At 67.1% G+C, this 24,359-nt stretch carries 22 protein-coding genes and 1 pseudogene; 6 read left to right on the forward strand and 17 right to left on the reverse strand.

Translation table 11 applies throughout. From position 1 onward, the window contains the following. Window positions 1-13: 13 nt before the first annotated feature. Window positions 14-1,573, reverse strand: coding sequence for a sulfatase (locus FJ386_01430; protein MBM3875368.1), 1,560 nt, complete (start codon window positions 1,571-1,573; stop codon window positions 14-16). Window positions 1,574-1,654: 81 nt separating this feature from the next. Beyond that, window positions 1,655-2,869, reverse strand: a complete 1,215-nt coding sequence (locus tag FJ386_01435; protein MBM3875369.1) for an HlyD family efflux transporter periplasmic adaptor subunit — start codon at window positions 2,867-2,869, stop codon at window positions 1,655-1,657. A 125-nt stretch (window positions 2,870-2,994) separates the two neighbouring features. Between FJ386_01435 and FJ386_01440 the strand changes: the two genes are divergently transcribed. Then, the gene (locus FJ386_01440) at window positions 2,995-4,326 is read left to right on the forward strand and encodes a Gfo/Idh/MocA family oxidoreductase (protein ID MBM3875370.1); all 1,332 of its coding nucleotides are present in this window, start codon (window positions 2,995-2,997) and stop codon (window positions 4,324-4,326) included. 9 nt (window positions 4,327-4,335) lie between these two features. Here FJ386_01440 and trpD read toward each other — a convergent pair whose 3' ends face one another. Continuing rightward, window positions 4,336-5,403 (reverse strand): anthranilate phosphoribosyltransferase, encoded by a 1,068-nt coding sequence (gene trpD / locus FJ386_01445; protein MBM3875371.1) that lies wholly within the window; start codon window positions 5,401-5,403, stop codon window positions 4,336-4,338. Between the two features lie 104 nt (window positions 5,404-5,507). Between trpD and FJ386_01450 the strand changes: the two genes are divergently transcribed. Beyond that, window positions 5,508-6,521 carry a threonylcarbamoyl-AMP synthase gene (locus FJ386_01450; protein ID MBM3875372.1) on the forward strand — a complete coding sequence of 338 codons (1,014 nt, stop codon included), beginning with the start codon at window positions 5,508-5,510 and terminating at the stop codon, window positions 6,519-6,521. A gap of 87 nt (window positions 6,522-6,608) precedes the next feature. Here the strand turns inward: FJ386_01450 and FJ386_01455 are convergent, their stop codons facing one another. Both FJ386_01455 and FJ386_01460 read right to left on the reverse strand, forming a co-directional pair. Beyond that, entirely contained in the window at window positions 6,609-7,514 is a 906-nt protein-coding gene (locus FJ386_01455; protein ID MBM3875373.1) for an ABC transporter permease, read from the reverse strand. Continuing rightward, window positions 7,511-8,341, reverse strand: a complete 831-nt coding sequence (locus tag FJ386_01460) for a prepilin-type N-terminal cleavage/methylation domain-containing protein (protein ID MBM3875374.1) — start codon at window positions 8,339-8,341, stop codon at window positions 7,511-7,513. The genes FJ386_01455 and FJ386_01460 overlap by 4 nt, the downstream gene beginning before the upstream one ends. 110 nt (window positions 8,342-8,451) lie before the next feature. Here FJ386_01460 and FJ386_01465 point away from each other — a divergent pair, with 110 nt between their 5' ends. Then, entirely contained in the window at window positions 8,452-9,012 is a 561-nt protein-coding gene (locus FJ386_01465; protein ID MBM3875375.1) for a TlpA family protein disulfide reductase, read from the forward strand. A gap of 571 nt (window positions 9,013-9,583) precedes the next feature. Here FJ386_01465 and FJ386_01470 read toward each other — a convergent pair. Further along, a complete protein-coding gene (locus FJ386_01470) occupies window positions 9,584-10,324 on the reverse strand; it encodes a hypothetical protein (GenBank protein ID MBM3875376.1) in 741 nt (246 codons plus the stop codon). A gap of 154 nt (window positions 10,325-10,478) precedes the next feature. Between FJ386_01470 and FJ386_01475 the strand changes: the two genes are divergently transcribed. Both FJ386_01475 and FJ386_01480 read left to right on the forward strand, forming a co-directional pair. After that, complete coding sequence (locus tag FJ386_01475) at window positions 10,479-11,519, forward strand: TIM barrel protein (GenBank protein MBM3875377.1); 1,041 nt, start codon at window positions 10,479-10,481, stop codon at window positions 11,517-11,519. A gap of 184 nt (window positions 11,520-11,703) precedes the next feature. Further along, window positions 11,704-11,802, forward strand: a pseudogene (locus tag FJ386_01480) (response regulator). A 370-nt stretch (window positions 11,803-12,172) separates the two neighbouring features. On the opposite strand, the gene FJ386_01485 reads toward FJ386_01480, so the two are convergent. The 11 genes from FJ386_01485 to FJ386_01535 all read right to left on the reverse strand — a co-directional run bounded on the left by FJ386_01485 (window position 12,173) and on the right by FJ386_01535 (window position 22,752). After that, complete coding sequence (locus FJ386_01485; GenBank protein ID MBM3875378.1) at window positions 12,173-13,144, reverse strand: hypothetical protein; 972 nt, start codon at window positions 13,142-13,144, stop codon at window positions 12,173-12,175. Window positions 13,145-13,155: 11 nt separating this feature from the next. Continuing rightward, the gene (locus tag FJ386_01490; protein MBM3875379.1) at window positions 13,156-13,548 is read right to left on the reverse strand and encodes a response regulator; all 393 of its coding nucleotides are present in this window, start codon (window positions 13,546-13,548) and stop codon (window positions 13,156-13,158) included. Beyond that, a complete protein-coding gene (locus tag FJ386_01495) occupies window positions 13,517-15,223 on the reverse strand; it encodes a PAS domain S-box protein (GenBank protein MBM3875380.1) in 1,707 nt (568 codons plus the stop codon). The genes FJ386_01490 and FJ386_01495 overlap by 32 nt, the downstream gene beginning before the upstream one ends. Before the next feature lie 87 nt (window positions 15,224-15,310). Continuing rightward, complete coding sequence (gene murA, locus FJ386_01500; GenBank protein ID MBM3875381.1) at window positions 15,311-16,570, reverse strand: UDP-N-acetylglucosamine 1-carboxyvinyltransferase; 1,260 nt, start codon at window positions 16,568-16,570, stop codon at window positions 15,311-15,313. Window positions 16,571-16,613: 43 nt separating this feature from the next. Continuing rightward, window positions 16,614-17,510 (reverse strand): peptide chain release factor N(5)-glutamine methyltransferase, encoded by an 897-nt coding sequence (gene prmC, locus FJ386_01505; protein MBM3875382.1) that lies wholly within the window; start codon window positions 17,508-17,510, stop codon window positions 16,614-16,616. 60 nt (window positions 17,511-17,570) lie between these two features. Further along, on the reverse strand, window positions 17,571-18,194 hold the full coding sequence (gene hisH / locus FJ386_01510) for an imidazole glycerol phosphate synthase subunit HisH (GenBank protein MBM3875383.1): 624 nt from the start codon (window positions 18,192-18,194) through the stop codon (window positions 17,571-17,573). Between the two features lie 45 nt (window positions 18,195-18,239). Then, a complete protein-coding gene (rlmN, locus tag FJ386_01515) occupies window positions 18,240-19,532 on the reverse strand; it encodes a 23S rRNA (adenine(2503)-C(2))-methyltransferase RlmN (protein MBM3875384.1) in 1,293 nt (430 codons plus the stop codon). Then, window positions 19,529-20,020 carry a cyclic pyranopterin monophosphate synthase MoaC gene (gene moaC, locus FJ386_01520; protein MBM3875385.1) on the reverse strand — a complete coding sequence of 164 codons (492 nt, stop codon included), beginning with the start codon at window positions 20,018-20,020 and terminating at the stop codon, window positions 19,529-19,531. Before moaC ends, rlmN begins: the two co-directional genes overlap by 4 nt. Before the next feature lie 3 nt (window positions 20,021-20,023). Then, window positions 20,024-20,464: a hypothetical protein gene (locus FJ386_01525; GenBank protein ID MBM3875386.1), complete on the reverse strand. Its 441-nt coding sequence runs from the start codon at window positions 20,462-20,464 to the stop codon at window positions 20,024-20,026. Further along, a complete protein-coding gene (panB, locus tag FJ386_01530; protein MBM3875387.1) occupies window positions 20,448-21,206 on the reverse strand; it encodes a 3-methyl-2-oxobutanoate hydroxymethyltransferase in 759 nt (252 codons plus the stop codon). The genes FJ386_01525 and panB overlap by 17 nt, the downstream gene beginning before the upstream one ends. A gap of 79 nt (window positions 21,207-21,285) precedes the next feature. Continuing rightward, the gene (locus FJ386_01535) at window positions 21,286-22,752 is read right to left on the reverse strand and encodes an MFS transporter (GenBank protein ID MBM3875388.1); all 1,467 of its coding nucleotides are present in this window, start codon (window positions 22,750-22,752) and stop codon (window positions 21,286-21,288) included. A gap of 84 nt (window positions 22,753-22,836) precedes the next feature. On the opposite strand from FJ386_01535, the gene FJ386_01540 reads away from it, so the two are divergent. Continuing rightward, window positions 22,837-24,357: an SGNH/GDSL hydrolase family protein gene (locus tag FJ386_01540; protein ID MBM3875389.1), complete on the forward strand. Its 1,521-nt coding sequence runs from the start codon at window positions 22,837-22,839 to the stop codon at window positions 24,355-24,357. The last annotated feature ends 2 nt before the right edge of the window (window positions 24,358-24,359 follow it).

Raw genomic sequence — 24,359 nt, forward strand, 5'->3', positions numbered from 1 at the left:
GACGCCGGCGCACCTACTTCGCTCGCGTCCCGACGGGAGGCAGGTGGTCGGCCATCTTCGCGCCGGTGCGGCGGAGTTCGGCGAGCGTCGCGTCGCGGAGTTGCCGGAGTGTGTCCGCGTTCTTCATGCCGTGCGCGAGGTTTGTGAGTTCGGCGGGGTCGGCTTGCAGGTCGTAAAGCTCCTCGGTCTCGCCGGCGATGAGCGGGCGGATGTATTTGTGCCGGCCTTGGACGAGCATCAAATACCATGGCACGCCGTTTTGATAGAGGTGTGCGGCGTCGGTCGGCACGCGCGCGGTATCCTCGCCGAAGAAGTGCGTCGTGTAGGGCATGAGCACCGGGTGCGGCCATGGCGCGTCGGGATTCTTGAGAAGCGGCGTGAGGTCGTGCCCGTGCACCGGCCACGGCAGCGGCTGCTTCGCGAAGCTGAAAAACGTGGGCACGAGGTCCACGCCGCCGACGGGCGTGCGGCAGACTTTGCCCTCGGGAATCGTGCCGGGCATCGAGACGATGAACGGCGGGCGCAGGTTGTCGTCGTAGGGCGCGAGCTTGTGCCGGAAGCCGTGCTGTCCCCAGGCGAATCCCTGGTCCGCGGTGAACACCACGAGCGTGTTCTTCAACTGCCCCGACTTCTCAAGCGCGCCGAGCACGCGGCCGATGCCCTCGTCGAGCGAGCGCACGGCCTGGTTGTATTGGCGCGTCCAGTCCGACAGCGTGCGGCCCTCGGCCACCCTCTTGTCGTCGCCGACTTCCTTGCCCTTCGCCTCGCGGCGCAGCACCGGTTCGCCGTTCGCGCCCTTTTCCCACGTGTTGACCTTTTGCATCCATTCGGGCTTGCCCGGGCGCGGCGCGTAAATGTCCTGCGGTGTCGCAACCTTCGCGGCGGGATAATCCTGCTTGTGGCGGTCGGCCGGCTGATACGGGCTGTGGACGCCACCGTAGCAGAGCCAGAGATACCACGGCTTGTTCAACGGCCGGTGCTGTCCGCGAATGAATTCGATCGCCCAGTCGGTGTAGTTGTCCGTCGAGTAGCCCTTGACCGCCTTCGTCTCCGTTCCGTTGAACGTGATGAGCTGGTCGTAATAGTAGTTGCCCGCGTTGTCGGGATACTTCGGCCGGTTCCACACGCGCTGCCAGTCCCACTCACGGCCGAAGCCGTCATCGGTGCCCGTGTGCCACTTGCCGATCTGGCCGGTGAAGTAGCCCGCCTTGCGAAACACCGACGGCCACATCCGGCACTCCTTCGCATCGTAAACGCTGCCCGGATACTTCCCCTCCATCCGCATCGACTTCACGCCGTATTGGTGGAAGCCCGTGAGCAGCGTCGCCCTCGAAGGCATGCACCACGTGCCGATGTAGGCGTGCGTGAAGCGCACCCCGCGCGCGGCGAGGTTGTCCATGTTCGGCGTCTTCACGTAAGGATCCGCGCCCTCGTAACAACTCACCGAGCGATACGAGTGATCGTCGGTGTAGATGAAGAGGATGTTCGGCGGCGAAGCCGCGGCGGCCGGGTTGGCCGTGACCAAGGCGGCCGCGAGCGCGAGGGTTCGCAAGACCGCGAGGGCTGATTTCATGCGGCCTCGTCTAGCACATCCGCCGCGGAGAAGGGAGAAACAAACTGCGTCAGTTGTGAGGCATGCTCCCTGATTGTCCCACTACTGACCGGGCGCGGCAGACTTCTCGGTCGTGTTCGTGGCCGGGTTGTCCGCCGGCGGCACGCCCAGGAAGTCCACCTTCGCGCTCAACTCCGGCGTGAGGAAGCGATCGGGCCGCAGCACCTGCACCTTGATTTGCAGCGTGCCCTTCTGCCGCGACGCCTCGGGCGCGATCTCCGCGACAAAGCCGTCGTAGCCCCTGTCCGGATACGCCTCGGGAGTCACACGGCACTTCTGCCTGAGGAAAACTTTCGCGAGATCGGATTCGTTGAGATCAATCTCCACCTGCAAATCCGACGGGTCGGCAAGCGCCACGAGCGCCGTGCTCGGGCCGCGTCCGCCGCCGAAACTCTGCGGCACCACCAACTCGTCCGGATCCACGAGTTTCTCAAGGACCACGCCGTCCACAGGCGAGCGGATGACCGTCCAGTCGAGGTAAAGCTGCGCCAGGCTGCGCGCGGTCGTGGCCTCATGCAGTGTGGCTCGGGCCGAGTCCAGCCGGGCACGCGCCTCGGTCGGCGCGAGTTTCGCGGAAGCGAGCGCAGCCTCGGCCTCCCGAATCGCCGCGCGCGCGGTCTCGAGGCGCAAACGGGTGTCATCCTCCAGTTGCTTGGTTTCCACCTTGTCGCGGAAGAGCTTGGTGGCGCGCTCGAAATCGAGCTCGGCCTTCGAGAGCGCCGCGCGCGCGGACGCCACCCGCGCATCGGCCTGGGCCAGCCGCGCCTCGCTGTCGGGCACGGCGACCTGCGCCGTGACGATGGCGGCGTCGGCGGTTTTCATACGCGCCTCGGCTTCGGCCACGCGGACCCTTTGCTCGGCGTCGTCGAGGCGCACAAGCACCTGTCCCTTCGTGACACGGTCGCCCTTCTTCACGCCAATCCACTTCACCACGCCCATGAACCGCGGCGAAAGTTCGATGCGTTCGCGCGGGATGATGTAGCCGCTCACGGTGAGGACGGAGCCTTCGACACGGCCCGGCGCTGGCGTGGCCGGGCGCGCTGCCGCGTTCGTCGAAGGCGTCGATCCGTTCGCGGTCTTTGTGGCGCCCGCGGGCTTGTTGCCAAGCCGGATGGAGTCGCGCGCGCGCGGCCACGCCAGTGCGGCGACCCCTACCACGATCGCGCCAACGGCGAGGAAGATTCCCCAAAGCGCGCGCGTCGGGCGGGCCTTCTGCTCGCTCGCGATTTGCAGCGACTTGAGGCGATCAGGGTCCATGTCAGGTCCGCGGCACGATGCGGCGGACCGGCGCGGGATGGAAGGACGAAACCGCGGCGCGCTCCGGTCGCGCCCGGGTGGGTTCGCGCTTGTCAGCCTCATCGCACCTTACCACACTGCGCCGCATGACACCGCAGAGCTTCCGGCCTTCGCGCCGTTCCTTCATCCAATCCGCCGCCGCACTCGCCGCCGCCTCGACGATGCCGGAGTGGTTCCTCGACGAGTGTTCCGGCGCGGCGGCGCTGGCCAAGCTGCTCGGGCCGAACGACCGGCCCGGCATCGCACTCATCGGCTGCGGCGGGCGCGGACGCGGCGTGGCTCGCGAGGCCGCGCAGCACGGTCAGATGGTGGCCTTCTGCGACGTGGATGAGGCGAGCCTGGCGCAGGCGCAAAAGATGTGGCCCGACGCGAAGCCGGTGAAGGATTTCCGCAAGGTCATGGAGCGCGACGACATCCACGTCATCGTCAACGGCACGCCCGACCACTGGCACACCTTGGTGAACCTCGCGGCGCTCAAGGCCGGCAAGGATGTTTACAGCGAGAAACCGCTCACGCTCACAATCGACGAGGGCAGGCGTCTCGTGAAAGTCGCGCGCGACAGCAAGCGCGTCCTGCAAACCGGCAGCCAGCAGCGCAGCGACAAGAACTTTCGCCTCGCGTGCGAGCTCGTCCGCAACGGCCGCCTCGGCAAACTCAAGCACGTCAGCGTGTGGCTCCCGTCCGGCCGGCGCGAGGGACCGTTCGCCGCGTCGCCCGTGCCCGCCGGGCTTGACTGGGATTTCTGGCTCGGGCAGGCGCCGAAGACCGATTACGTGAAGGAACGCTGCCACCAGACCTTTCGCTATTGGTGGGAGTATTCCGGCGGCACGATGACCGATTGGGGCGCGCACCACAACGACATCGCGCTGTGGGGCATCGGCGCCGAACGCAGCGGGCCGGTCGAGATTGCCGCGAAGCCGCTCATCGAGATGATTCCCGGCGGATTCACCGCGCACAGCGAATACGACGTGAACTACACCTACGCGAACGGCGTGACGCACTCGTGCCGCAGCACCGCCGCGAACGCGTGGAACGGCTCCGTGGTGAACAAGGAAGGCCAGCAACACGGCGTGAAATTCGAGGGCGCCGACGGATGGATCTTCGTCACGCGCGGCAGGATCGAGGCGGGCGCGCCCGAGTTGCTGACCACGCCCCTCGCCGCCGGCGCGACGCGGCTTTATGCGAGCGACAACCACATGAAAAACTTCTTCGACTGCGTCCGCTCGCGGCAGCAGCCCATCTGCGACGTCGAGATCGGCCACCGTTCCGTGAGCGTGTGCCACCTCGGAGTCATCGCGCTGCGGCTCGGGCGGAAGTTGAAGTGGGACCCTGCGAAGGAGCAGTTCACCGGCGACAAAGATGCCGGCAAGTGGATCGCCCGCGAGCAGCGCAAGCCGTGGACTTACGACGCGGTGTGAGCCGTCCCACTACGGCCTCGTTCGCAGCTCCTCCAGCTTCGCCCGGGCCGCGCCCGAGTCGAGCAACCCGGCCGCGAGTTCCCACCCTTCGACGAGCGACTTCGCGCGGCTCGCGATGAAGAGCGCCGCGGCCGCATTGAGCAGCACGGCGTCGCGCTTCGGCCCGCGCTCCGCGCCGCTCAGCAACCGCCGCACGATGTCCGCGTTGGCCTGTCTGTCGCCGCCGGCGAGGTCCGCGAGAGCAGCGGGCTGAAGCGGGAAGTTTCCAGGGTCGAGCGTGGACACGCTGAATCCGCGGTCGTGGTGGAATTCGGCGACGGTGTTCGGCCCGAGCGTCGAGAGTTCGTCCAGACTGGCCGACGCGCTGTCCGTTGCGCCCGGACTTTGGACGCTTCCCGAAACGACCATCCCGCGCCTCAACCCAAGCGACTGCAGCACGCGCGCGATGGGCTCGCACAGCCCGGGCCGCGGCACGCCCAGCAACTGCGCGGTGGGCCCGGCGGGGTTGAGCAGCGGGCCGAGGAAGTTGAAAATCGTGCGCTGGCCGCGCCCGGCGCAGAGTTTGCGCGCCGGGGCGATGTGCTTGAACGCCGGATGATACCTCGGCGCGAAGAAGAAGGCGAAGTGCCGCTCGCGAAGCGCCCGCGCCGCCTCGTCGGGCGGCAACTCCACCGGCACGCCCAGCGCCTCGAGGACGTCCGCGCTGCCGCAGTTGGACGTGATCGCGCGGTTGCCGTGCTTCGCCACCGCCACGCCCGCGCTGGCCGCGACAAGCGCGACGGTCGTCGAGATGTTGAACGTGTCCAGCCTGTCGCCGCCGGTCCCGCACACGTCGAGAATCTCGCGGGACTCGCGCCACGCCGCGTCGAGCGGCACGGGCACGGCGCGCGTGCGCAGTTCGCCCGCGAACGAGGCGATTTCCTCCGGGGTCTCGCCCTTGATCGAAAGCGCGGACAGGAACGCCGCCTTCACGCCGGGCGCGACGGTCTCCTTCACGAGCTCGTCCACGGCGAGCATCACCTGCGTGTCGGTGAGCGGTTCGCGGCGCGCGAGTTGTTCGGCGAGGTGTTCAAGCACGGGCGCACGATACGGTGCGACGGCGGAGATGTCAGCAGCCGGGATGAGGCGCGGGATTGCTGCGGCGCCGCGTTCTACCTACGCTGCCCCCGCGATTGAGTCCGATGCCCGCCACCGAAATCCTGCCGACGCACACGCCGGTGCTGTTCGACGCCGCCGTGCGCCGCGCCGCCGCCGTGTTGCGCGCGGGCGGCGTGGTCGCCGTGCCGACGGAAACCGTTTACGGCCTCGCCGCCAATGCGCTCGATGGCACGGCCGTCGCGCGCATTTTTGCGGCGAAGTCCCGTCCCGCGCACAATCCGATCATCGTGCACGTCGCCTCGACGGCGATGGCGCGGCGCTGCGTGTCCGGCTGGCCGCCGGCGGCGCAGCGCCTCGCCGACGCGTTCTGGCCCGGACCGCTCACGTTGGTGGTGCCGAAGTCCGCGGAAGTGCCGGATGCGGTCACGGCGGGCGGGCCGACGGTCGGCGTGCGCTGGCCGCTCCATCCGTTTGTGCAGGCCGTGATTCGCGAGTGCGGCTTCCCGCTCGCCGCCCCGAGCGCGAATCCATCGAATGAACTTTCGCCGACAACGGCTTCGCACGTGTCGCGACTGCTCGGCGGCCGCGTTTCGTTGATTGTCGATGGCGGCGCGTCGCACGTGGGAATCGAATCCACGGTCGTCGACGTCACGCGCGCGCCGGCCCGGGTGTTGCGGCCGGGAATGATCCACGCTGGCGCGCTTGAGGCGGTGCTCGGCGAGGGTGTGGAGTCCGCGAGAAGGCCATCCGGCGCCGGTGTGCTGCGCAGTCCGGGCTTGTTGGAGAAGCACTATTCGCCGCGGGCGCGACTGATCGTGGCGGCATGGAAGGACGACCCGGACTTGCGCCGCCAACTCGAGGACCGCGCGCTTCCGGTCGCCGGGGCATTTGTCGTGTCGCACACGCACATTCCGCTGGGCGGCGGGTTCGCGAACGTGTCCGTGATCCCGCACGACGCCGAGGCGTTCGCGCGCGCACTCTACGGCGAGTTGCACGCGTGCGACGCCGCGGGTGCCGCGCTGATCGTCGTCGAAGCACCGCCCGACGGACCGGAGTGGGAGGCGATTCGCGACCGGCTGCGGCGGGCGGGAGGGTGAGGGGAAGTGCTCAGTGTTCAGGCCGGCGTGCCCGCTCGCCCCGCGTCTGGATGCTGAACACTGATTCGTTGGCTCCGGACGCCCTCATCAACCCAAAACCCCTTCCTCGCGTTCAACGGTCGCCCGCGCGATGCGCGCGTGGAGCCACATGCCGGCGAGCACGAGCGCGAGCGCGGTCGTCGCAATGGCCGCGCCGAAGGGCCAGTCGCGGCTCGGGCCGAATTGTTGCTGGATGACATTCCCGAGCAGCAGCGTCTTCGCGCCGCCGAGCAGGTCGGGAATGACGAACTGGCCGGTGGCCGGGAGAAACACCAGAAGGAATCCGGCGGCGAGGCCGGGCCAGAGTTGCGGGAGCAACGCGTGGCGGAACACGTTCCATGCGTTCGCGCCGAGATCGGCCGCCGCCTCGGCGAGCGTCCAGTCGAGCTTCTCCACCGAGGCGTAAAGCGGCAGCACCATGAACGGCAGGAAATCGCACACCATCCCGATCATCACCGCGGTCATGCCAGGGTGGAGTCCGTCGCCGGACGCGATGAAGCCCGCGCCCGCCGCGACCTTCGAGAGCGGACTCTCCGGCCCAAGCAGAAGCTGCCACGCGTAAGTGCGGATGAGGAGGTTGGTCCAAAACGGGATGACCACGAGCGTCAGCGCGAGGTTTTTCCATCGACCGGGCAGCGAGGCGATGAAGAACGCCATCGGCAGCGCGGCGCCGAGGCAGCACGCGGCCGAGGCGAACCCGATCGCGAGGCTTCGCAGCAGGATTTGCGGATACAGCGGATCGAATCCGAGCAAGCCGAAGCCGAGCAGCCGCTTGTAGTTCCCGGTCGTGAACCGGCCTGCCACTTCGCCCGCGTCCCCGCGCGTGAGAAAGCTGATCGCTGCGATGCACAGCAGCGGGAGGACGAGGAAGAAGAGGAGCCAGATGGCGCCGGGAACCGCCGGAAGAGCCGCGCGGGATCTTATGGGGGCAGGCTCGGCCCGAGCCCGGCTCATTCGAAGGCTCGTGACTTGAGCCAGGTCGCGTCCGTGGGATTCCCCGTGGAGACGACGACGGGAACACCGTTGTTCTTTGCGATACGGTCCCATCGGTGGATTTCCGAATGGCCGTCCGCGAATGCGAGGGTTGAGCCGTTGTTATGAAGTGCGGCGGGCGCGTTCTCCATGACTGTGTGGGGCAAGGGAGTGTTGTCGAGCCGGTAGACGCCGTCCTCGATGGTGTTGGGGTCCTCGTGGATGAACACGAACAGGTTGTCGGGCTTGTTCATCGAGATGATGCGCTGGAATGCTTCTTTGGGTGGAGTGCCGGCGATCGCGGCGACATTCCGGAGCGGTTGGTCATTCATCCAGATGTTCATCGTGACGCTGCGCACGTAAGGCTCGCGCGCCGGCGGGATGGCGATTTTGTCGGCGGGACACCGGTAAATCAGAGGGTTGACCGCGTAGCGGCCGAGGAGCGCGTTCATGAACCAGACTGGATCCGTCTCGCTGCCCGCCCGGTAGCCCCCGCCGTTGTTCTTCATCCAACCGGTGCACCACGTCAGATTGGTCTGCGCCAGATTGAGCGCCGTGTGGTTGTTGAGCACCAGCTTGTCGTCGTTGTCGCCATAGTAGAGCGTCCACGCGGTGACCAATTGCTTCATGTTCGCCATGCACTTGGTGCCGAGCGCCTTTTCCTTCGCCTTCGAGAGCGCGGGCAGGAGCATCGCCGCGAGGATCGCGATGATGGCGATGACAACCAGCAGTTCAATGAGCGTGAAAGCCAGAGTCCGGAAGGAACCCCGCAGTTGGGATGAAGCCTGTGTCTTCATGGTTCGGGTCACGCTTCCTTCTTGCAGAGTCCCGCCTGAGAATCAAGGCAAAACTCGCCGCACCTCGAAGCCGGCTCGCTTGACACGCGACCCGGGGCCTCGCCTTAATCTCCCCCAAGCCCATGAGAACTCTCGTTTCCATCATCGCCCTGTTCCTCGTCGTCGCGTTCGTCGCCACCGCGCAGCCTGCGCACTCCCGGCTCGCCATCGGGGCGAAGGTGCCGGACTTCGCCGTGACCACGCTTGACGGGCAGAAGCGCTCGCTCGCCGAGTTGCAGAAGGACGCCGCGGGCAAGGCGCGCCCCGTGGTGCTCACGTTCTGGTGCACGTTTTGCGGAAGCTGCCGCGAGGTGGACGCGCGGCTCGCGGAGTTCGCCAGGACTTACGGCAACAAGGTCGCATTCCACGTGCTCGACGCGAGCGCGAATGAACCGGCGTCGAAGGTCACCGCATTTCTCAAGCAGAAGAACCTCGCGATGCCGGTGCTGCTCGACTCGACCGGCCGCAGCGCGGACGTGTTCGGCGTGAAGCTGACCACGACGACGGTGGTGATCGACGCGAACGGCGTGCTCCGCTATCGCGGCCGCTTCGGGCGCGCGGGCGAGTCGCCCGCGGAGGACGCGGTGAAGTCCGTGCTCGACGGCGGCGAGGTGAAGATCAAGGAGCCGGGCTACTATGGCTGAGCGATCACGCGTCATTGAGCCCCGGTCGGGGCGCGGGAGGTCTTCAATCGCCGGCAGCCGATTGCCCATCGGACTCGCGGTCGCATGGCTGCTCGTGGTCGCGGACGCGCAGGCCACGCCGCCCAATCGCGCTGGCCGGCGGATTGATCGCAGGATTCAGCAAGAGGAGACAGAGTGTATGACGACCATGTGGCCTAACCAGGGCGCTGCAGCGAACGGCCTCTCCGCCGTCCGTTCGAGCGTCGCGGGAATTCGTGAGCGCACCGTGCGCTCCACCGCCGCCGCCGAGGCCGGGTCGCTGAGGTTGGAACCAAGCTTATGAAACCAGCAACGATCATTGGGTTCGTTCTCGTCGCAAGCGGCGTGGTGATGGGTGTGCTCCATTTCGCGGCGGGCAAGGTCGGGTTGGCTCCCGCCGTGGGCGTGTTGGCCGGCGGTGTGGCCGTGCTCTTCGCCACGAAGTGCGGCGGCTGAGGAAAGGCTTGAACCGCCCGTGCGGCGGTGCATCCGGAGTTTCGCCGTGGAACGCGTCGCGTCGCGGGGCGACCGGGTCCACCGCTCCCGGTGGAGGCTACTTGTTGAACAGGTTGCCGATCCCCTTCCCGATTTCCTTCACGCCTTCGACCGCGCCTTTGCCGACGGCTTTCGCCGTGTCGAGCACGCCTCTGCCGACCTCGGCCGCGAATTCCGCGCCGGCCTTGCCGAGCTTGGCCACCGCCTGTCCCGCGGCCTCGATGGTGCCGGTGAACACCGCCGAGAACATCTTCTCCGTCAACTCCGCGGGCGTGATGCCGTCCGCGCCCTGTCCAAGGTTTTGCAGGTGGATGTCCGGCAGCGGCACGGTGAGCGACTTGCCGCCGAGGAGGGTGAGGGAGAGGTTGATCTTGCCGCCGGTGACGCGGAATTCGTCCACCTGGAGTTTTTTGCCGGGCTTGGAGGATGGCTCCGATTTCTCGGAGGCGGTCGCGGCCTGCACGTTCTCGAGGATCTTGCCGAGGTTGCTGCCCTTGCCGCCGCCCTCGAGCGTGATGTCGGGCGCGACGACGTTGACCTTCTGTACGACGATCTTGTCGGAGAAGATCGAACCGGGCTTGACCGTGACCTCGACCTCGCCGACGGCGATGGCGTGCGGCGTCTTGAAGCCTTCCGGGTTGCCAATGACGAGGCCGGTGAGCTTGCCGCTGCCGCTCATCGGCGAGAGGCTCACGCCGGCGAGTTTCACGTCCACCCTGGCGATCTTCGGGCCGAAGGTCTCGACGCCTTTCTTCACCGCGCCATCGAGCGAGAGCGCGACGGCGACAAGCGCGACCACGAGCAAGACGATCAGGACCGCGGCGATCTTGAGGATCTTCTTCGTGGCGAGACGGTGCGAACTCCGGTCGCCGGTGTAAAGGGATTTGACGGCGCGGGCGCCGGGCTTTTGCCTTTCCTCGCCCGCGGCGCGTCCTTACGCTTCGCGCACCGTTATGGCTACCGCCCGCCGCTATAAATTCTGCTTCGGCCCCTGGAACATCAGCGAGGGGCAGGACCCCTACGGCCCGCCCGTGCGCGAGCCGAAGTCCTTTGCGTGGAAGCTCGCCAGGCTCAAGAAGCACGGTTTCGACGCGATGATGTTCCACGACGACGACGCGGTGCCGGACATCGACCGCAAGCCGCCGCGGCAGGTTCGCAGGGAGGCGCGCGAGTTGAAGAAGCGTCTCGACGACCTCGGCATCGCCGCCGAGATGGTCGCGCCGCGGTTGTGGTTCGCGCCGCAGACGATTGACGGCGCCTACACGAGCAACGACGCCAAGTGCCGCCGCTACGCGATCGAGCGGTCGAAGACCTCGATCGACATCGCGAACATCCTCGGCACCGACATTCTCGTGCTGTGGCTTGCGCGCGAAGGCAGCTACATCCGCGAGTCGAAGAACGCGCGCCGCGCGGTGGACCACCTGGTCGCCGCGTTCGATGCGATGCTCGCGCACGACCGGCGCATCCGCCTCGCCATCGAGCCCAAGCCCAACGAGCCGATGGATCACGCCTACATTCCGACCATCGGCCACGCGCTGGCCATCGCGCAGCAGACTCGCGACCCCAAGCGCGTCGGCTGCCTCATCGAAAGCGCGCACGCCATCCTCGCCGGACTCGACCCGGCGGATGAAATTGATTTCGCGATGAGCTTCGGCAAGTTGTGGTCGCTCCACCTCAACGACCAGAACGGGCTGAAATACGACCAGGACCGCCCCTTCGGCTGCACGAACCTCCGCAGCGCCTTCGACCAAATCCGCGCGCTTGAACGCAACGGCTACGGACGCCACGGCGAATACGTCTGCTTCGACGTGCATCCCTTCCGCACCACGAAGGAAGAGCACTGGATGGCGCACCTCGTGAACAGCCGCCGCACCTTCCTGCGCCTTGTGAGGAAGGCGCGCACCTTCGACGAGAAGGCCGCGCAGTCGCTTGTCGCAAACCGCGACTACCAGGCGCTCGACCAGATGGTGATCGAGCACTTGATGGGGGTGTGATTCGTCCGCCGCGGCCCGCGGCCTGACAGAAGATTTACATTCGATTCACTGCGCGCTGACAACGCGCGCGCGCGGCTGCCGCATGCTCGCGGCATGAAACCAACCCTGTTCGCCGCGGTCTTCCTCGCCTCGCAACTCCACCTCGGCGCCGTCGCGAAGCACAACGCTCATCGTGCTCGACGTGATGCTTCCAGGCGCGAGCGGCTATGACGTGTGCAAGCAGCTCCGCGCGAAGAAAGTCACGACGCCGGTGCTGATGCTCACCGCGAAGGGGCAGGAGATCGCGAAGTCGCGCACGAGTTCGAAGTTGTCGGGGTCGCCGATGGGCGCCCGGCGGAAGTAGCGCAGGGCGCGGTCGAACACACCCTGTTCCGTGAGGTCGTAGAGTTTCCGCGCATCCCTGCGGAACAGGAAGATGGCGGCGGCGTATTCGCGATTGAGCCCGGGGTTGAAGGGATCGAGCGCGAGCGCCGTTTCGAAATCGCAGCCCGGGCGCGCGGCGCGAGGGCTGCGGAGAGGACGAGTGCGGCGGCGGCGGCGAGGAGGACGGTCAGTTTTCTTTCAAGCACGGGTCCCAGACGGGTCAGCGGAAGTCTATTCGACCTGGTGCGTGGAATCGACCTGCAGACAAGCAGGTAGGTTGTGCAAAGCTGTCACTTCGGTTCCTTCACGGTTTGCGGCGGCGCGGCGTCTTTCTTCTGGCGGTCGTCGAGGGTCTTCTGCACGCGCGCGCGGACGACCTGGTGATTGGTGTGGGTGACCTTGGCGAGGTCCGCGCGGGCTTCGTCGAAGCGGCCCATGTTGATGCGGATGCGCGCGAAGTGAAGATGGATCGCCTGCCGTTCGGGTTCGGCCGGCGCGAGCTTGAAGGCGCGTTCCCACGCGGCGAGGGCGGCTTCATTGCGCGGCGGGCGGATGCCGTAGTAGGTCTGCGCGATGTCGGATGCGAGGGTGAAATTTTGCGGGTCGAGCGTCTGCGCCCTGGCGTAGTGGTCGAGGGCCTTGTCGAACACCTGCTGCTCGTCGAGGCTGAAGTGCTCCATCGCGTCCTTGCGGAACAGGAAGACCGTGGTCCCGAAGTTGTAATGATAAACGGATTGCGCGGGTGAGAGCTCGATGGCCTTGAGGTGGTAGTCGAAGCTCTTGCGAACGGGTCCGCGGTGGGCGTAGTGGTTGGCGAGGTTGTTCCACGCGGCTGGATTTTTCGTGTCGAGTTCGAGCGCGGTTTCCCATGACTTGACGCCTTCCTTCTCGAAGCCGTGCTCGCAGAGGAAGCTGCCGAAGGCAAGGTGGGCGGGCGCGTGCTTTGGGTGGCGCGTGAGGAAATCGTCGTAGCGTTTGCGGATTTCCTCGATGCGGGCGTTGATCTTGAGCTGGAGTGCGGCGCGGACGGCGGGGGCCGTGGGGCCGTCGGCGTTTTGCGCCTGGATGGTCCACTGCTCGATCTGGTCGAGTGCCGTGTCGTCCTCGACCATGATTTTTCGAAGCTCGGCCTCGGTGGCATCGGGGGCGGGCGCGGCCTTCGCAGGAGGAGCCTTCGATTTCTTGGTGGCGGGGGACTGCGCGCCGGCGATTGTGGCGAGCAGGGTGAGCGAAAGGCTCGCGAAGAGGCACCGGCAGTTCATGGCACCGGAAGTCAGGGCTTCGCTGCGGGGCGGGCGGTGTGGTCCTGGATGACCTTGACGCGATCGTCGAGTTGCACCGGCTTGGACCGGGAATACATCCCGTTTCCGTCGAGGCTCCGGGCGGGCGCCTCGTCGGGCGTGATTGTCCCGGTCAGGAACACGATCGGAATGCGGGCGAGTGAGCGGTCGGCGCGGGTGCGCGCGGGGAGTTTCGTGCCGTCCATGCCGGGCATGATGACGTCCAGCAGGATGATGTGCGGCTGGAAGACCCGCGCGGCGGCGGGCGCGTTGCCGGAGGCGTTCTCCTCGCGGACGTGGTCGCCGCCGCGCTGATCGAGGTTCAGCTTTCCCATGCGGGTGAAGGCGACGTCGTCATCCACGATCAGGATTCGCTTTGGCTGCATCGGGGGGGGCGGCGGCTTTGAGGATGACGGTGGCGCAAACGCCGGAGCCGCCGCGGCGGTTCTGGATGGCGATGTTGCCGCCGTGCATCTCGATGACTTTCTTGGTCACGGTGAGCCCGAGGCCGGTGCCCTTGCCGGCGGGCTTCACCGTGAAGAACGGGTCAAAGATGCGGCTGAGTTTTTCGGGCGGGATGCCCGTGCCCGTGTCCTCAATCTCGAGGATCAACGACGGCTCGGCGCGCCGGAGCAACCGGGTGACGCGACGGTCGTTGTCGGACTCGACCTCGCCGTGGTTGGGCTGGTGGAAGCGCGTGCGCACGGTGATGGTGCCACCGCCGGGCATGGCTTCGATCGCGTTGGTCAGCAGGCTGACGAGCACCTGCTTGATGCGGCCGCCGTCCACAAAGGCCTTCGGCAGGTTTGGATCAAGTTCGCGCACAGCCGTGCAGCCGCCGTCCTTCAATTCGTGTTCAAGCATCTGTAGCGACGCTTCGAGCACTGCGTTGAGGTCGGCGGGCACAAGTTCGAGTTTGCCGGGCGAGACAAAGTCGAGCAGGCCGTTGAGGATCGTATCGGCCCGGCGGAGCGCCTCGGTCGAGTCGAGCGTCGCGGCGGCGGGCGCCCCGGGGAGCGCCTTGAGTTGGTCGAACCCGGCGCGCGCGGTGTCGAGCGCGCCCTTCATCTCGAGGGCGAAGCCCGCGGCGAGCCGGCCGACGATTTGCGTGCGCTCCATCTGGATGATGTGGCCATGGGCTTCCTTGACCTCGTTGTGCTTTTCGCGAAGGTCGGAGAGCGCCTTGAGGACCTCCTCTCGGCTGCGGGCGAGGTCGGCGTTGGCCTGCTGGATCCGTTCCTCGGCGAGCTTCCTCTCGGTCACGTCCCAGAAGATCCCCTGGATGCCGATCACCTGTTTGTCGCGGTCACGGATGGGCGTCTTGACGACTTGGACGTAGCGTTTGCCGCCGCCGGGCGGTTCGTGTTCCTCGACCGTTTCGAAGACCTGCCCGGTCTGCATCACAACGCGGTCGTCGCGCTGGTACTTCTCGGCGAGCTCGGGGGGGAAAAAATCGAAGTCCGACTTGCCGACGATCTCCTCCATCGGCCGGCCGAGTTCGGCGAGGAATTTCTGGTTGCCGAAGGTGAAACGACCCTGCGGGTCCTTGCGCAGGATGAACTGCGGCAGATTGTCCACGAGCGACTGGTAAAACGCCTCCGAATGCCGCAGCGCCTCCTCGGCCCGTTTGCGCTCGATCGCGTAGCGCAGCGAACGCGCGAGCAGGGGGCTGTCCACGCTTCCCTTCACGAGATAATCCTGCGCGCCCGAATGCACCGCGTTCACGGCGGCATTCTCATCGTCGAGCCCGCTCATCACGAGAATCGGCATCGCGGGCGCCTGCGCGCGGACGATGTCGAAGGTCTCGAGGCCGAAACTGTCCGGCAGCGAGAGGTCGAGCAGCACCACGCCGAAAGAACCCTTGGCGAGGCATTCCAGACCCTTGCCGAGCGAGGCCGCATGGGTGACTTCGAACCGCGCGGATGAAGGCTCCGAGAGCATCGCCTGGATGAGCAGGGCGTCCGCCGGGTTGTCCTCGATCAGCAGGACGTGGATCAACGGCAAACCCGAGACCGGTCCGCTGCCGGCGACTTTCGAGAAGATGGACGTGTCCTTGCTCATCAGTGCCTGGACATGCCGCAGTTTCGACACGCCCCCCGGCCATTTCAAGCACGAAACCGGGCGCCCAAGTCCTGCGCGCGACGCCGCTCACTCGCCCGGCACGCGGTCAATGCGCGCGCCCAAGCCGCGGAGTTTCTCCTCGATCCGCTCGTAGCCACGGTCGAGGTGGTAGATGCGGTTGACCTGGGTCTTGCCCCTCGCGCAAAGGCCGGCGATGACAAGCGCGGCGGACGCCCGGAGGTCGCTGGCCATCACGGGAGCGCCGCTGAGCTTGAGGCCGCCCTTCACAATCGCGCTCGGACCTTCAATCGCGATGTCCGCGCCGAGCCGGCAGAGTTCCGGCACGTGCATGAACCGCGCCTCAAAGATGCGCTCGGTGAGGATGCTGATCCCGTGCGTGAGCACCATCAACGCCATCATCTGCGCCTGCACATCCGTCGGGAATCCCGCGTAAGGCAGCGTGGTCACGTCCACCGGCTTGAGCCTTCCGCGCCGGACGTTCAGCGAACCGCCCGTGCGTTCGAGGCTCACCCCCGCCTCGCGCAGTTTGTCGAGCACCGCCGTGAGATGATCCAACCGCGCGCCGTGGATCGTCACGTCGCCGCGAGTCGCCGCCGCTGCAATGGCGAAGGTCGCCGCCTCGATCCGGTCGGGGATGACCTCGTGTTCCGCGCCGTGGAGTTCGCTCACGCCCGTGATGGTGATGGTGGGGCTGCCCGCGCCGTGGACCTTCGCGCCCATCGCGATGAGGAAGTTCGCGAGGTCGGTCACCTCCGGCTCGCACGCGGCGCTCTCGATGATCGTGACGCCCTCGGCGAGAACGGCGGCCATCATGAGATTCGCGGTGCCGAGGACCGTGGAGCCGGCGCGGCCGCCGAGGAAGATGTCGCCTCCGGTGAGCTTTCGCGCGGAAGCGTTCACGTAACCCGCCTCGATGCGGATGCGCGCCCCGAGTGAGCGCAGACCCTTGAGGTGAAGGTCAATCGGGCGCGCGCCGATGATGCAGCCGCCGGGCAGCGAGACGCTCGCCTTGTGCAACCGGCCCATGAGCGGGCCGAGGATGCAAATCGAGCCGCGCATCTTGCGGATGAGTTCGTAGTCGCCGACGCCGCGGATCTTCGACGCCTGGATCGTGACGGTGTCGCCGTCGCGCGCGACCTCGGCGCCAAGCGAGGTGAGGATGTGCCCCATCGTCCTCACGTCCACGAGGTCGGGCGCGCGGCGGATGGTGCATTTCTCCGGCGTGAGGAGCGCCGCGGCCATGATGGGGAGGACGGCGTTCTTCGCGCCGCTGATGGTGACCTCGCCGTGGAGCGGCACGCCGCCGCGTATCAAGAAGCTGTCCATGGTTGCACTCCGGTGTCTCCGCGCCCTGACCGCGCGACATTGTTCACGGCCCGGCGACGCGGGCAATCAAGAAACGCTCGCGGCCGGAAAGATCCCTCGCGACGCGATCGACCCGCCACGGCGCCCGGGAAAAAAGTCCGCGCAACGCCACGGCTTGCCCGTCGCCAAACTCCGCGATAAACGCCCCGCCGGGATTCAGGAATCCGGGCGCAAGCCGCGCGAGCGCGCGGAAGCAATCAAGCCCGTCCGCCCCGCCGTCCAGCGCCAGACGCGGGTCGTGGTCGCGGACTTCCGGCTCGAGCGCGTCGATGTCCGCCGTGGGAATGTAAGGCGGGTTGGCGACGATCACTTCGACGCGCGTCGCTGCGGGCAGCGCCTCGAGGCCGTCGCCGAGATGAAAGGCGATGCGCAAGTCGAGTTGGTGCCGCGCGGCGTTTCGGCGCGCCAGCGCGAGGGCGTCGCCGGAGATGTCGAGCGCGTGAACGCTCGCGGCAGGCGCGTGCAACGCGATGGCGATGGCGAGGCAACCGGTCCCGGTGCCAAAGTCCACGAGCGATGCGGCGCCGGGGCATTCGCGCGCAACATGATTCCACGCGAGTTCCGCGAGTTGCTCGGTCTCGGGCCGCGGGATGAGCGCGGCGCGCGTGGTTTCGATCTCGACGCCGCAGAAGGAAACGGAGCCGAGGAGGTGTTGCAGCGGTTCGCGCCCGCCGCGCCGCTGGATGAGTGCGCGCAGGACCTCGAGTTCCGCACCGGACAACACGCGCTCGAATTCCAGGTAGAGCCGCATGCGGGGCAGCTTGAGCACGTGGGACAGGAGCAGTTCAACCTGCAGGCGCGGGGACTCCACGCCGCGCCTGGCGAGAAAGCCGGCACTCCGCTTGATGACCTCGAGCACAGTCACGCGCGCGAGGGTCGGGCGTCGCGCGCCGCGGTTCAAGTTTCAAGAGGGCCGCGAAACATCGATGACGTTGGACTCAACGGCGGGCTCGCCGCCATGCTACGCGCGTTCCGCGTGCTCGACGAAGTTTTGCAGCAGCCGCAGGCCGACGCCCTGGCTTTTCTCGGGGTGGAACTGCGTCGCGAACACGTTCCCCTTCCACACCGAGGACGCGAAATTCACGCCGTATTCCGTGCGCGTCGCGATGATCGAGTCGTCCACGGGTTTGGGGAAGAAGCTGTGCACGAAGTAAACGTGGCTTCCGCTCTCGATGCCCCGGAACAGCGGGCACTCCGGACGCGTGATCTCGATCTGATTCCACCCGATCTGCGGGATCTTCAGGCCGGGCTGGTCGGGGAATCGCACGACGCTGCCCGCGAAAATCCCGAGGCCGGCGGCGCATGAATTGAACTCCTCGCTTCGCTCGAACAACGCCTGATAGCCGACGCAGATGCCGAGAAACGGCCGGCCGGTTCCGATGAACTCCTTCACGCCCGCGAGCAGTTCCTGCCGTTGCATGGCGGTGATGCAGTCGTCGAACGCGCCCACGCCCGGCAACACCACGCCGCGCGCCGCGCGCATCGCGTCGGCGCGGGTCGTCACGAGCACATCCGCGCCGACCTTGCGCAACGCCTTCTCCACGCTGCGCAGGTTGCCGGAGCCGTAATCAAGCAGGGCGATCATCGGGGACGGGAATGAACCACGGCTGGGTGTGGGTGAACACGGATTTCACGAAGGCAGGCGGGTGGCCGGCGCGAGTTCGCGCTCGGTGCGGAGCCTCAACTGGCCGCAGGCCGCCTCGATGTCGTGGCCCTTCTCGCGCCGCAAGGTGACGGGCACGTGCCAACGCTCGAGCGCGGCGAGGAACGCCTCCTGCGCGGCCTCGCCCGGGCGTTTCCACTGGAGCCCCTCGACGGAATTGTAAGGAATGAGATTGATCTTGGCGTGCAGGCGTTGCGCGAGCTGCGCAAGCGGGCGCGCCTGCGACACGTGGTCGTTCACGCCCTCGATGAGGATGTATTCGAACGTGATCATCTTGCCCTTCTTCTGGAAGTGGTATTCGCAAGCCGCTGCAAGCTCCCGGATGGGGAACCGGCGGTTGACGGGCATGAGCTTCGAGCGGACCTCGTCGGTCGCGCCGTGCAACGAGATGGCCAGGCGGAATTGCAACGGCTCATCCGCAAGCCTGCGAATCTGCGGCGCGAGCCCGCTGGTCGAGATGGTGATCTTGCGCGCGCCGATGCCGCCGCCCCACGGCGCGTTCAGGATGGCGAGCGCGCGAAGGAGATTGTCGTAGTTCGCGAGCGGCTCGCCCATGCCCATGATGACGAGGTTGTTGATCAGCCGCGCCGCGAGTTTCGGGATTCGAGTTCCGGGTTTGGGGACTCCCGCTGGTGAATCCGAAACCCGGGACTCGGCCGCCGCAACCCGTTCCGTGGCGAGCACCTGCTCCACGATCTCGTCCGGCGTCAGGTTGCGCTTCCAGCCTTCGAGCCCGCTCGCGCAGAAGCCGCACCCGTAGGCGCAGCCGACTTGGGTGGACACGCACAGCGTGTGGCGGTCGCTCGCCTCGCCGTAGAGCGCAGGGTTTGCCGGGATGAGCACGCTCTCGATCAACGCGCCGTCGCGCAGGCGCCAGAGCAGTTTTTGCGTCGTGTCGCGCGAGCCTTGTTTGCGGGCGAGCGCGAGCGACCCGGACGCGAATTCCGCGGCAAGCCGGTCGCGCAGCGGCTTGGGGATGTTCGTCATCGCGTCCCAACCTGTCACCCGGCGCGTGTAGATCCAGTCGAGCAACTGGTCCACGCGAAACGCCCGCTCGTCCCAGCCCTCGAACGTCGCCACCAGCTCATCGCGCGTGAACGTCTTGATGTCGCGCTGACCGGGGCCCGGCTTCACCGGGGGGCTGGAGCGCGGGGCCGCGACGGGGTCGGGCACGGTTGCGGGAAGAATCTGCCGCGCGGGAACGCCGGCCTTGATCCACGGCGACGACTGCGGGTCGCGTTGAAGGGCCGGGCGCTTCATCGTCGTGCGGTTCGCGCGGCGCCGCTGCGCGGAGTCTGCTTGGTTTTCTTCAGCAACCGCACGCCGCCGATGACCATCTGTTTGTCCGCGGCCTTGCACATATCGTAGATCGTCAGCGCGGCGACGGTGACGGCGGCGAGCGCTTCCATTTCCACGCCGGTCTGCGCGGTGATCCGGGCTGATGCGGTGATGAGGATGCGGTCGCGCGCGGGCGGGATTTCAAAGTTCACCTCGCAATGCGAGATCGGGAGCGGATGGCAGAGCGGGATGAGTTCGCCGCAGCGCTTGGCCGCGGCGATGCCCGCGATGCGCGCGGTCGCGAGCACGTTGCCCTTCGCGACGCGGTCCGACTCGATGAGTTCGAGCGTTGCGCGCTGGAGTTGGATTTCGCCGGCGGCCACCGCTTGGCGCAGAAGCGGCGGCTTGGCGGAGACGTCCACCATTCGGGCTTCGCCGCGTGCGTCGAGATGGGAGAGCTTTCGTTTCACCGGTCAGGGCTGGCGCGGGCGGCTGCCGGCGCCGGGCGAAAGTGTGACCCGGTTCGTGGCCACGAGGAATTCAAATGTTTCTGGCGAGGTCGTGCGCGATCGGAACTTCACGCGCAGCGAGCCGTCCGGCTGGGGCGCGAATCGCAGGTCGGTGATGAACTCGGGCTCGGGCAACACGGAAAGCGAGACGGGGTCCGCCTGGAATGTCGGCGAGCGCCGGAGTTCGCCGACGTGCCGGAGGAACTTGCGCCCGTCGGAAGGCCACACGCCGGTCATGTCGCGCATGGACTGGATGGCGAGGCCGAGTTGCGAGGCGATTGTCTCGATGCGCGGTGCGTCCCCAGCATGGGGCACCGTCCCACACGCCGCGCCAAGGGCGGCCGCTGCGGCCAGGACTCGAAGCGTCATCACGGCCGTGGTCCGCGGTTCAGGCGCGCAGTTCATTCATCCAATCTTGAATTGCGCCGCGCGCGTCGGCGGCAAAGTCCATCCGCGGCTTTACATGCCTGGGGATGAAGCCGGGCGTCGTGCCGAGCAAGTCGGTGGTCACGAGGATTTGCCCGTCGCACTCGCGACCCGAGGCGATGCCGAGGGTCGGCACGGGCAGCCGGCGGCTGAGTTCGGCCGCGACCGGCGGCGTGACGAGTTCGAGCACGATGGCGAAGACGCCGGCCGCCGCGAGCGCGTCCGCGTCGGCAAGCAGCGCCTCGCGTTCGGTGTCTTGTTTTCCCTGCACGCGGTAGCCGCCAACTTCAAGCACGTGCTGCGGAAGCATGCCGAGGTGGCCCATCACGGGAATGCCGGCCTCGAGGATCGCGCGAAGCTGCGGCAGGATCGCGCGGCCGCCCTCGGCCTTGACGAACTCCGCGCCGGCGGCGGACAGGCGGCGGGCATTCGCGACAGCGTCGGCCGGGGTTTCATAGCTGTGATACGGGAGGTCCGCGCCAAGCAGCGCGCGGGGCTTCGCACGGGCGGCGGCGCGAAGGTGATGCACGATGTCGTCCATCGTCACGTGGGTCGTGTCCGGGTGACCCAGCACGACCATGCCGAGGGAATCGCCGACGAGCAGCACGTCCACACCCGCGTCGTCGAGGAGCTTCGCCATCGCGAAGTCATACGCCGTGAGCGCCGCGACCCGGCCGCGGCCCTTGGCGGCGGCGATGGCCGCGACGGTGACCTTGTTCACGCGAGGGGACGGTTGCGCCGGGCGAAGTCTTCGACAAGCGGAAATTGCGCAACCGGGAACGGAGGATGCAGTCCGCGACTCAGTCGGGCAACGGCTTGTCCTTGGTTTCCGGGCCGAGCCAGATGATGAGAATCCCGATGACGTAAATCACCGTCATCACCGAGCCCGCCTTCGGGAAGCTGTCGCCAAAGGCCGCCATGAGCGTGGCCGTCTGCAAGCCACCGATCGCCGCGATAATGCGGCCGAAGTTGAAGGCGAATCCCTGTCCGGTCGCGCGGACCGCGGTCGGGAAGAGCTCGGGAAAATACAACGGGAAGAATCCGTAAAAGGCCGCGGTGATGCCGCCCGCGACGAACGCCGAGGCGAGGAAGGCGGTGCCAAACTTGTCGTTGGCCTGGTAGAAATAGAGCGCGGACGCGATCGATCCGACGCACATCGCAGTGTAAGTGATGCGCCGGCCAAACCGGCCCGCCGACAACGCGGCGAGAAACGTGGCGGTGATGGCGCCGAGCGAGGTGGCGATTTGCGTCCACTCCTTCGCGTGTTTCGTGACATCCGGCTCCAGCTTCATCGCCCAGCGCGGCGCCCATTGCAACGATCCCCACGTGCCGAGCAGCGCCACGCCCGCGAGTCCCGCGCCGAGCAGCATCATCTTCATCACCTCGCGCGAGTTCGCTCCCCGCAACGAACCCGCCGCCTCCGAGCGCGCCAGGTATTGCCGCACCGGATAGAGGTAGCCGAGCAATGCCACCGCGAGGAACACCACGGTGAGAAGGCCGGCGCCCGGCTTGGTCAGCGGGCTCATCGGCGACCACGCCCAGATGATCACCAGCGAGGCGAAGCACCCCACCAGCACTCCGAGCAGGTCCGCTTTCGCCCAGTGAGAGGTCGCGCCGCGGGCCTTTTCCTCCTCCCACTTCTCGGACTCCGAGACGAAGAGCCGGATGAAGAAGACGAGCAGCGCGGGCAGCGCGCCGCTGATCATGAGGAAACGCCAGCCGTCGTGGGCGACGAGCTTCTGGGCGAACTCCTTGGACAACCCGATGGCGAGCATCGACGACTCGACGCCGCCGATAAAGTTCACGAGCCCCATGCTGAGCAGCGCCACGCCAAGGAAACCCACGTTCGCCGCCGCGCCGATGAGCCCGGCGATCCATGCGCGCGACTTGCCGGGCCAGATTTCGTTCACGAGCGCGACGCCGAGCGACCACTCGCCGCCCATGCCGAGCGACGCAATGAACCGCAGCGCCGCGATGTGCCACGCTTCGGTCGCGAATCCGCACAGCCCGGTGAACACCGCGTAGGTGAAAATGCTCAGAGCCATCGCGCGAACGCGTCCGATCTTGTCGCCGAGCCAGCCGAACACCACGCCGCCCGTGGCCGCGCCCACGAGGAACACGGCGATGATCGCGCCGAACCACTTCGTGGCGTCCGTCGCCGCGGCCGCGCCGAGCAGGTCCTTGAGCGCGGACTGTCCGATGAGCGGGAAGAGCCCCATCTCGAACCCGTCGAACATCCAACCCAGCAGCGCCGCGGTGAGGGCCATGGTTTGGGCACGTTTGCTCGATGGGGGCGGGTTCATCAGGTGCGGGATGTTTCTCGGTGCAGGAGTGCGCCATTGCTATCGGCAATGCGCGGGCGGGTCAAAAGAAAACCGAACAAACGTCGTGTCTTTGCCGTGTCCCCGCGCCTTCCGTCTATAACATGCGTCGCCTCGTCCTTGAAGACCGGTGTCTTGAGCAGCTCGGAAGTCAGCCCGGACTTCACGCGTTTCAGCCTCACCGCCGGCAGCCTCCGCGCGCCGAAAGGATTGCGCCCGCCCGGCACGTCCACCTACATTCGCCGGACCGTGTCACCCGCGCACACCATGAATCGCATCCTCCTCCTCTCCGCCACGCTGGCCGCGCTCCACGGCGCGACTGTTCCAGCCGCCACGCCGCCACTGCTCCCGCAAGGCGCCCGTCTCGCCATCATCGGTGACTCGATCACCGAGCAGAAGCTCTACACCAAATACATGGAGACCTACCTGCTCGCCTGCGCCGGTCGCAGCGACATGAAGGTCTTCCAATTCGGCTGGAGCGGCGAGCGCGCCGACGGATTCGCGAACCGCGCCGCCAACGACCTCGCTGCCTTCAAGCCCACCGTCGCCACCACGTGCTACGGCATGAACGACGGCGGCTACCAGCCGTGGAAGGACAGCATCGGCCAGGCTTACGAGGCCAACATGCGCAACGTCCTCAGGCGTCTCGACGAGGCCGGCGTGAAGCACATCGTCGTGGGCTCGCCCGGCGCGGTGGACTCGAAGTTCTTCGGCGCGCGCCCGAGCTTCGGCGGCGCGAACTCCGCCGCAGGCTACAACGACACGCTCGCCCACCTGCGCGACCTTTGCCGCAAGCTCGCCACCGAGCACAATCTCGGGTTCGCCGACGTCCACGCCGCCATGTTCGACACCATGCCCAGGGCCAAGGCCGCGCTCGGCGACGATTATCCCGTGTGCGGCGGCGATGGGTTTCATCCCGGCCCCAACGGCCAGCTCCTCATGGCCTACGCGTTCCTCAAGGGACTGGGCGTGGACGGCGACCTCGGCACGATCGTCGTGGACCAGAACGGCGCGCCCAGCGCCACCGGCGGCCACAAGGTGCTCAACTCGGGCGGCGGCAAGGTCGAACTTGAGAGCGCGCGCTACCCGTTCTGCTTCGACCCCGACCCGAAGTCCGCCAACAGCACGCGCAGCATCACGCCGTTCGTGCCGTTCAATCAGGACCTCAACCGCCTCACGCTCAAGGTCCGCAACCTCGCAACCGCGAAGGCGAAGGTCACGTGGGGCGCGACCTCGAAGGAGTTCTCGCGCGAACAGCTCGAGACCGGCGTGAACCTCGCCGCCGAGTTCCCGGCCACGCCGTTCGACGCGCCGTTCGCCAAGGTCATGGACGCCGTCGGGCGCAAGCAGGCCTTCGAAACGCAGATGATCAAGGGAATGGTCACGAACTTCCGCCAGTTCGCCAACGACTCGAAGGCCGACCCCGGGCTCGGCGCCGCGTTCAACAGCCTGCGCGACCGGCTCGCCGCGCGCCAGCAGGCGCTCGACGCGGAGGTGCGCAAGGCCATCGTGCCCGTCAAACACACGCTCGCCATCGCGCCGGCGCAATGATC

This window comes from Verrucomicrobiota bacterium (genome assembly GCA_016871675.1).
GTDB lineage: Bacteria > Verrucomicrobiota > Verrucomicrobiia > Limisphaerales > VHCN01 > VHCN01.

Excerpts from the sequence above, each read along its gene's own strand:
- FJ386_01540 (MBM3875389.1), top strand. The coding sequence starts at position 22,837 with ATGCGCGGGCGGGTCAAAAGAAAACCGAACAAACGTCGTGTCTTTGCC.
- FJ386_01490 (MBM3875379.1), bottom strand. The coding sequence starts at position 13,548 with ATGCAGCCAAAGCGAATCCTGATCGTGGATGACGACGTCGCCTTCACC.
- rlmN (MBM3875384.1), bottom strand. The coding sequence starts at position 19,532 with ATGAAGCGCCCGGCCCTTCAACGCGACCCGCAGTCGTCGCCGTGGATC.
- FJ386_01475 (MBM3875377.1), top strand. The coding sequence starts at position 10,479 with ATGGCTACCGCCCGCCGCTATAAATTCTGCTTCGGCCCCTGGAACATC.
- FJ386_01450 (MBM3875372.1), top strand. The coding sequence starts at position 5,508 with ATGCCCGCCACCGAAATCCTGCCGACGCACACGCCGGTGCTGTTCGAC.
- FJ386_01465 (MBM3875375.1), top strand. The coding sequence starts at position 8,452 with ATGAGAACTCTCGTTTCCATCATCGCCCTGTTCCTCGTCGTCGCGTTC.
- FJ386_01485 (MBM3875378.1), bottom strand. The coding sequence starts at position 13,144 with ATGAACTGCCGGTGCCTCTTCGCGAGCCTTTCGCTCACCCTGCTCGCC.
- FJ386_01435 (MBM3875369.1), bottom strand. The coding sequence starts at position 2,869 with ATGGACCCTGATCGCCTCAAGTCGCTGCAAATCGCGAGCGAGCAGAAG.
- FJ386_01455 (MBM3875373.1), bottom strand. The coding sequence starts at position 7,514 with ATGAGCCGGGCTCGGGCCGAGCCTGCCCCCATAAGATCCCGCGCGGCT.
- FJ386_01430 (MBM3875368.1), bottom strand. The coding sequence starts at position 1,573 with ATGAAATCAGCCCTCGCGGTCTTGCGAACCCTCGCGCTCGCGGCCGCC.
- murA (MBM3875381.1), bottom strand. The coding sequence starts at position 16,570 with ATGGACAGCTTCTTGATACGCGGCGGCGTGCCGCTCCACGGCGAGGTC.
- FJ386_01525 (MBM3875386.1), bottom strand. The coding sequence starts at position 20,464 with ATGAACTGCGCGCCTGAACCGCGGACCACGGCCGTGATGACGCTTCGA.
- FJ386_01440 (MBM3875370.1), top strand. The coding sequence starts at position 2,995 with ATGACACCGCAGAGCTTCCGGCCTTCGCGCCGTTCCTTCATCCAATCC.
- FJ386_01495 (MBM3875380.1), bottom strand. The coding sequence starts at position 15,223 with ATGAGCAAGGACACGTCCATCTTCTCGAAAGTCGCCGGCAGCGGACCG.
- FJ386_01535 (MBM3875388.1), bottom strand. The coding sequence starts at position 22,752 with ATGGCCCTCACCGCGGCGCTGCTGGGTTGGATGTTCGACGGGTTCGAG.
- hisH (MBM3875383.1), bottom strand. The coding sequence starts at position 18,194 with ATGATCGCCCTGCTTGATTACGGCTCCGGCAACCTGCGCAGCGTGGAG.